General features: G+C 68.0%; 7 protein-coding genes and 1 pseudogene. 4 read left to right on the forward strand and 4 right to left on the reverse strand.

Features of this window, described 5'->3' with window-relative positions:
• A pseudogene (locus tag AC27IQ_RS16245) lies at positions 1-253 on the forward strand (DesA/ISL3 alpha bundle tail domain-containing protein); the annotation flags it as partial.
• Between the two features lie 64 nt (positions 254-317).
• Here the strand turns inward: AC27IQ_RS16245 and AC27IQ_RS16250 are convergent.
• Positions 318-737: a hypothetical protein gene (locus tag AC27IQ_RS16250; protein WP_487090071.1), complete on the reverse strand. Its 420-nt coding sequence runs from the start codon at positions 735-737 to the stop codon at positions 318-320.
• 220 nt (positions 738-957) lie between these two features.
• Here AC27IQ_RS16250 and AC27IQ_RS16255 point away from each other — a divergent pair, with 220 nt between their 5' ends.
• Positions 958-2,463 carry an aminotransferase-like domain-containing protein gene (locus AC27IQ_RS16255; RefSeq protein WP_317354739.1) on the forward strand — a complete coding sequence of 502 codons (1,506 nt, stop codon included), beginning with the start codon at positions 958-960 and terminating at the stop codon, positions 2,461-2,463.
• 126 nt (positions 2,464-2,589) lie between these two features.
• Here AC27IQ_RS16255 and rpmG read toward each other — a convergent pair whose 3' ends face one another.
• The 3 genes from rpmG to trxB all read right to left on the reverse strand — a co-directional run bounded on the left by rpmG (position 2,590) and on the right by trxB (position 4,158).
• Positions 2,590-2,760, reverse strand: coding sequence for a 50S ribosomal protein L33 (gene rpmG / locus AC27IQ_RS16260; protein WP_008904999.1), 171 nt, complete (start codon positions 2,758-2,760; stop codon positions 2,590-2,592).
• Positions 2,761-2,771: 11 nt separating this feature from the next.
• Complete coding sequence (gene rpmB / locus AC27IQ_RS16265) at positions 2,772-3,005, reverse strand: 50S ribosomal protein L28 (protein WP_087496789.1); 234 nt, start codon at positions 3,003-3,005, stop codon at positions 2,772-2,774.
• Positions 3,006-3,198: 193 nt separating this feature from the next.
• Complete coding sequence (trxB, locus tag AC27IQ_RS16270) at positions 3,199-4,158, reverse strand: thioredoxin-disulfide reductase (protein ID WP_272564625.1); 960 nt, start codon at positions 4,156-4,158, stop codon at positions 3,199-3,201.
• 225 nt (positions 4,159-4,383) lie between these two features.
• Here trxB and AC27IQ_RS16275 point away from each other — a divergent pair, with 225 nt between their 5' ends.
• Both AC27IQ_RS16275 and lolA read left to right on the forward strand, forming a co-directional pair.
• On the forward strand, positions 4,384-6,726 hold the full coding sequence (locus AC27IQ_RS16275; RefSeq protein ID WP_284429075.1) for a DNA translocase FtsK: 2,343 nt from the start codon (positions 4,384-4,386) through the stop codon (positions 6,724-6,726).
• 49 nt (positions 6,727-6,775) lie between these two features.
• A complete protein-coding gene (lolA, locus tag AC27IQ_RS16280) occupies positions 6,776-7,408 on the forward strand; it encodes an outer membrane lipoprotein periplasmic chaperone LolA (RefSeq protein WP_487090072.1) in 633 nt (210 codons plus the stop codon).
• Positions 7,409-7,467 lie beyond the last annotated feature (59 nt).

Raw genomic sequence — 7,467 nt, forward strand, 5'->3', positions numbered from 1 at the left:
CGCTGGGCCCACCGCGATGCCGAGAAGGTGCCCGCCCGCGCCAAGCCGCACCTGGCCCAGGCCCGCGCTGCCCATCCGGTGCTCGACAAGATGATGACCATGCGCGAAGAACTGCGCCAGCTGTGGCTGAACACGTCGCAGTCGCGCGAGCAGCTCACGGCCGACCTGCAGGCCTGGTGCCCACCGCGCCGAGGAAAGCGGCGTGGCGGCCCTGCGCGAGTTTTCGCTGCGGCTGCGCGCGGCGCAGGTCTGACCCTCAGGGACTGCCGGGTCGGCAACGCTTCGGCGTCCCAGGGCCGACCCGTGTCGGCTGCGGCTCAGTGCGCTGCGCCGACCTCGCCGGACGCCCGCGCTCCGCTGGCTGCGGCAGCATGCCACCGGGCCTTCATCCATCCCCAGGCCTGCGCCAGGGCGCCGGGCTGCGGCACCGCTTCGATCAAGACAGCGCGCACCGGCCAGCGGCCCGGGTTACCCAGGCGCACCCAGGTGGTGGGCGCACCGCTGTCCTGGGTGAGCGCCTGCCCGGCCACCAGCGTCTGCTGGCCCACATGCAGCACCTGCCCGCAGACCAGCGGGCCGAATCCCAGGGCGATGTCGCCCTCCAGCGCCCGGAGCGTGCTGGCGGGGGGCAGGCAGGCCAGCACGTGCTGCCCCGGCTCGATGTCCAGAACAAGGCGCAGGGCAGGGGGGGCGGTGGTGGCAGTGGCAGTGGCGGTCGGGCGGGTGGCTTGCGTCATGGCGGACTCCTTCGATGAGGGCTCCAGCGTAAGAAAAGCCGGCCTTTTGGGGCAGGTACAAGCGCCACCGGCGGCAGGTAGAACAGCCGCGATCGACAGGGGGCTGTTATGGTTCGCCATGTTCCATCCTGTATCTGTTCCGGTGCGCGGTGCCGGGGCATGATGGGATTCCCGCTTGCCGCGCGCGGGGCCTGGCGCGCGGGTTCTTCCGATGCCTGCCATGTCCCGCCCTGCCGATCCCCGAGAGACCACCCCCCTGTACCGCCAGCTGGCGGCCCTGTACGAGCAGGCGATCGCCGCCGGCAGTTTGCAGCCGGGCATGCGCATGCCGTCGGTGCGCGAGCTGTGCCAGCGCCACCAGGTGAGCCTGACGACCGCGCTGCAGGTGCTGCGGCACCTCGAATCCCAGGGAAGCGTGGAGGCCCGCGAGCGCGTGGGCTACTTCGTGCGCGAGCCCGGCGGCATGGCGCTGCCCGGCGCGCGCGAGCCCGAATTGCTGGAGCCGCTGCCAGACGACCCGAGCGTTTTCGCCGGCATCAACGAGCGCATCTCCATGTTCCTGGAAAAGGCGCGCCGCGCCGGCCGGGTGCCGCTGGACCTGGGCAGCGCCATGCCGGCGCCCAGCCTGTTCGATGCCCGGGCGCTGAACCGGCTGGCGCAAAGCCTGCTGCGCGAGCAGCCCGACATCCTCGTCTACGGACCCTCGGCGCCCACCACCCACGTGGAGTTCCAGCAGGCGATGGCCCGCCATGCGCTGACGTTCGGGGTGTGCCTGGCGCCCTCCGACATCGGCGCCACCCATGGCAACTCGGAGGCGGTCACCCTGGCGCTGGACGCCATCGCCGAGCCGGGCGACGTGATCGCGGTGGAGTCGCCGACGTTCTTCGGCATCCTGCAGGCCATCCAGGTGCGCGGCCTGAAGGCGCTGGAGATTCCCTGCAGCCCGCACACCGGCATTTCGCTGGAGGCGCTGGAACTGGCGGCGCGCAACGAGCCGCGCTTGAAGGGCGTGGTGGTGGTGCCCCACCTGCAGATGCCGCAGGGCAGCGTGATGCCCGATGCGCACAAGGAACGCCTGGTGGCGCTGTGCGTGGAATACGGGCTGGCACTCGTCGAGGACGACATCTACCGCGAGTTCGTCGAGTCGCCCCGCGCGCTGCGGCCCGCCAAGGCCTGGGACAAGGTGGGCGATGCCGGGCAGGTGATCTATTGCGCCTCGCTCAGCAAGAGCTTCGCGCCCGGCCTGCGCCAGGGCTGGATGAGCGCCGGGCGCTGGCAGGCCCGGGTGCAGATGCTCAAGTTCGCCCGCACGCGCAACATGCAGACCTGGTCCCAGTTGCTGGCCGCGCGCAGCGTGGACTCACCAGCGTACGAGCGCCACATGCGCCGCATGCGCACCCAGTTGCGTGTGCAGCGGGAGCATTCGGCGCGCGCGGTGGCGCGGTACTTTCCGGTGGGCACGCGGCTGAGTTTGCCGCCGGGCGGGATCAGCCTGTGGCTGGAGCTGCCCCCCGACATTTCCACCACGCGCCTGTACGACCAGGCCCTGCAGTGCGGCATCCGCATCGCGCCGGGCCCGATGTTCTCCAACACCGGGCGCTACGAAAACTTCCTGCGCCTGAGCTGCGGCATGCCGTTCACGCCCGAGGTGGAGGAGGCCTACCGCACGCTGGGCACGCTCATGGCCCAGCAGCGCGCCGAGCCGGCCCTGCGCCGCGCGGCCTGACGCGCTGCCCGCTGCCGGGGCGGCACCGATGGGGAGCACGCCGGCCGGCGATCATGAACAGCGCAAGCGGGCATAAAAAAAACCGCCCGGGGTGCCGGGCGGTTTCTGAAGGGGCCTGAGGCTGAATTACTTCAGCTTCATTTCCTTGTATTCGACGTGCTTGCGAGCTTTTGGATCAAATTTCATGATCAGCATCTTCTCGGGCATCGTCTTCTTGTTCTTGGTGGTGGTGTAGAAGTGGCCGGTACCCGCAGTGGATTCCAGCTTGATCTTGTCGCGTCCGCCTTTGCTTGCCATGGTGCTTCTCCTTAAGCTTGGCCACGTGCACGCAGGTCTGCGAGCACGGAGTCAATACCGTTCTTGTCGATCAAACGCAGGCCGGCGTTGGAGATGCGCAGGCGCACCCAGCGGTTTTCGCTCTCGACCCAGAAACGGCGGTATTGCAGGTTCGGCAGGAACCGGCGCTTGGTTTTGTTGTTGGCGTGGGAAACATTGTTCCCGACCATCGGGCCCTTGCCCGTGACTTCACATACGCGTGCCATGAGGACACTCCAATGTTTTCAACGGCCTTCGAGCGGGTGCCCTGCGGATCGCCAGCGAAGAACGCTTTGGATCGCAAGGCCTGCCGTCGGCCTCACCTCGCCAGTTCAGGGTGGCGGTAACCCGATTGCCGTGTCCAGGATGGCGCAAAGCCCGCCCAATTTCAGCAAAGCCGCGGATTATAGCCCGCTTTGTTCAGATGACGCCATCCTGCTCGAGAAAGCGCTGCGCATCCAGCGCGGCCATGCAGCCCGTGCCTGCGCTGGTGATGGCCTGGCGGTACACATGGTCCTGCACATCGCCTGCGGCGAAGATGCCCGGCACGCTGGTCTGCGTGGCGAAGCCCTTGAGGCCGCCCTGCGTGACGATGTAGCCGTTCTCCATGGTCAACTGGCCTTCGAAGATGGCGGTGTTGGGCGAGTGGCCGATGGCGATGAAGCAGCCCTGCAGCGCGATGTCCTCGGTGCGGCCGTCCACCGTGCTCTTGACGCGGATGCCCGTCACGCCGCCGTCGTTGCCCAGCACCTCGTCCAGCGTGTGGAACAACTTCAATTCGATCTTGCCGGCCGCCACCTTCTCGTTGAGCTTGTCCACCAGGATGGGCTCGGCCTTGAACCGGTCGCGGCGGTGCACCAGCGTGACCTTGCGGGCGATGTTGGACAGGTACAGCGCCTCTTCCACGGCGGTGTTGCCGCCACCGACCACGCACACGTCCTGCTCGCGGTAGAAGAAGCCGTCGCAGGTGGCGCAGCCCGACACGCCGCGGCCCATGAAGGCCTCCTCGGACGGCAGGCCCAGGTACTTGGCCGAGGCGCCGGTCGCCAGGATGAGCGCGTCGCAGGTGTAGGTGCCGCTGTCGCCCTTGAGCGTGAACGGCCGCTGGCTGAAGTCCACCTGGTTGATGTGATCGAACACGATCTGCGTCTTGAAGCGCTCGGCATGCTCCAGGAAGCGCTGCATCAGGTCGGGGCCCTGCACGCCGTGCACGTCCGCCGGCCAGTTGTCCACTTCCGTCGTGGTCATCAGCTGGCCGCCCTGGGCGATGCCCGTGATGAGCACGGGGCTCAGGTTGGCGCGCGCTGCGTACACGGCGGCGGTGTAGCCGGCGGGGCCGGAGCCCAGGATCAGGACTTTGGCGTGTTGCGTGTTGGACATGGAAGGAAGGTAAATGTTTGTATGCGCCCGCGGCCGGGCTGGATGGGCAGATGGGACCGCAGCCGCGGAGTATCAACCCGCCGCCACCGGTGGATGGCGCCGCTTTTTCAATCGCGCCCATTGTAAGAAGCGATGAAAAGCCGGGCGCTCCACCGGGGCGCTCGGCGCCGCGACCGGCGCAAAAACCGCGCAATGCGCATGGGGTAAGCTTGGCCGCGCACGTTTATGACCTACTCCCTCAATACCCTCAATGCCTCCGCAGGCAAGTCGCCGCCCCGCAGCGGGGCCGCACGTTTCGGCCACGAGATCAGCCTGGTGCTCGGTCTCGTGGCCCTGGTTTTCTGGCTGCTGGCGTTGGCGACCTATTCGGGGCAGGACGCCGCCTGGTCCACCTCGGGCGTGGGCGACGGCCGGCTGATGGCCAACTGGGCCGGCCGCTTCGGTGCCTGGCTGGCCGACAGCAGCTATTTCGCGCTGGGCTTTTCGGTCTGGTGGTGCGTGGCCGCGGCGGTGCGGGCCTGGCTGTCTTCCCTGGCGCGCTGGATGCGGGGCGGCGAAGACGCCGGCGCCAATGCGCACAGCCCGATGGTGCGGCGCGCGATGTTCTGGGGCGGCCTCATCGTGTTGATGGCGGCCAGCACCGGGCTGGAGTGGTCGCGCCTGTACCGGCTGGAGTCCCTGTTGCCCGGCCATGCGGGCGGTGCGATCGGCTATCTCACCGGGCCTGCGGGCGTGAAGTGGCTGGGGTTCACCGGCTCGGGCCTGGTGGGCGTGATCCTGGTGGTGCTGGGCGCGGCGCTGGTGTTCCGCTTCTCCTGGGGCCACGTGGCCGAGCGGCTGGGCGGGCGCATCGATGCGCTGGTGCAGCTGGGTCGGGCCAAGCGCGAGAAGGCCAAGGACGTGGCCGTGGGCAAGCGCGCCGCGCGCGAACGCGAAGAAGTGGTGCTGGAGGAGCGCCACGAGGTCGAGCAGCATCATCCGCAGCCGGTGCAGATAATCGAGCCGGTGCTGTCCGACGTGCCCCAGAGCGCCCGCGTGGTGAAGGAACGCCAAAAGCCCCTGTTCACCGACATGCCCGACAGCCGCCTGCCGCAGGTCGATCTGCTGGACGGCCCGCCCGCGCAGCGCCAGGAGACGGTCTCTCCTGAAACCCTGGAGATGACCAGCCGCCTCATTGAGAAGAAGCTCAAGGATTTCGGCGTGGAAGTGCGCGTGGTTGCCGCCATGCCGGGCCCGGTCATCACCCGCTACGAGATCGAGCCCGCCACCGGCGTGAAAGGCTCGCAGATCGTGGGCCTGGCCAAGGACCTGGCGCGCTCGCTGTCGCTGGTCTCCATCCGCGTGATCGAAACGATCCCGGGCAAGAACTTCATGGCGCTGGAGCTGCCCAACGCCAAGCGGCAGTCGATCCGGCTGTCCGAGATCCTCGGCTCGCACGTCTACCACGAGGGCAAGAGCATGCTCACCATGGGCCTGGGCAAGGACATCGTGGGCAACCCCGTGGTGGCCGACCTGGCCAAGATGCCGCACGTGCTGGTGGCCGGCACCACCGGCTCGGGCAAGTCGGTGGGGATCAACGCCATGATCCTCTCGCTGCTCTACAAGGCCGAGGCGCGCGATGTGCGCCTGCTGATGATCGATCCCAAGATGCTGGAAATGTCGGTGTACGAAGGCATTCCGCACCTGCTGGCGCCCGTGGTCACCGACATGAAGCAGGCCGCCCACGGCCTGAACTGGTGCGTGGCCGAGATGGAGCGCCGCTACAAGCTCATGAGCAAGCTGGGCGTGCGCAACCTGGCCGGCTACAACGTGAAGATCGACGAGGCCAAGGCGCGCGAGGAGTTCATCTACAACCCGTTCAGCCTCACGCCCGAAGAGCCCGAGCCGCTGCAGCGCCTGCCGCACATCGTGGTGGTGATCGACGAGCTGGCCGACCTGATGATGGTGGTGGGCAAGAAGATCGAAGAGCTGATCGCCCGCCTGGCGCAAAAGGCGCGCGCAGCCGGCATCCACCTCATCCTGGCCACGCAGCGCCCCAGCGTGGACGTGATCACCGGGCTGATCAAGGCCAACATTCCGACGCGCATCGCCTTCCAGGTGAGCAGCAAGATCGACAGCCGCACCATCCTCGACCAGATGGGCGCCGAGGCCCTGCTGGGCATGGGCGACATGCTCTACATGGCCAGCGGCACCGGCCTGCCCGTGCGCGTGCACGGCGCCTTCGTGTCCGACGAAGAGGTGCACCGCGTGGTGAGCTACCTCAAGAGCCAGGGCGAACCCGACTACATCGAGGGCGTGCTGGAGGGCGGCACGGTCGATGGCGACGACGGCCCGCTGGGCGACGGGGACGGAGGCAGCGGCGAGAAGGACCCCATGTACGACCAGGCCGTGGAAGTGGTGCTCAAGGACCGCAAGGCCAGCATTTCGTACGTACAGCGCAAGCTGCGCATCGGCTACAACCGCTCCGCCCGCCTGCTCGAAGACATGGAGAAGGCGGGCCTCGTGAGCGGCCTCACCACCAGCGGCCAGCGCGAAGTGCTGGTGCCTGCCCGCGGCGGCGGCGAATGAGCCGGCGGCCCTGGAAAAGCCGGCACCCGGCCTCAGATACCGAGAACCCATGAAAAAAATCATCCTCACCGCCCTGATCGCGGCCGCTGCCCAGTGCGCCAGCGCCGACGGCCTCAAAAGCCTCGAGTCCTTCATGAAGGGTGCGGCCGCCGGCCGTGCCGATTTCACGCAGACCGTCACCGCCCCCCCGAAGGACGGCGAGGCGGCGCGGACCAAGACGTCCAGCGGCACCTTCGAATTCCAGCGCCCCGGGCGTTTTCGCTTCACCTACCAAAAGCCGTTCGAGCAGACCATCGTGGCCGACGGCAAGACGCTGTGGCTCTACGACGCCGACCTGAACCAGGTCACCCAGCGCGCGCAGGCCCAGGCCCTGGGTACCACGCCGGCAGCGCTGCTGGCCTCGGCCCCCGACCTGCAGGCGCTGCGCGCCGACTTCGCGCTACAGGCGCAGCCCGAGCAGGACGGACTGCAGTGGGTGCTGGCCACGCCGAAGGCCAAGGACGGGCAGCTCAAGAGCGTGCGCGTGGGCTTCCAGGGCGAACGGCTCGCGGCGCTCGACATCCTGGACAGCTTCGGCCAGCGCTCGGCCATCCGCTTTACCAACGTGCAGTCGAGCGCCTCGCTGCCGGCCTCGACGTTCGACTTCAAGCCGCCAGCGGGCGCGGACGTGGTCAAGCAGTGATCGGTTAAAAGTCTTTTTGCTATCGTATTTGTAGCGTAATGCCCTAGTACTGATTGCGC

Source organism: Acidovorax sp. KPB24-07 (assembly GCF_057543315.1).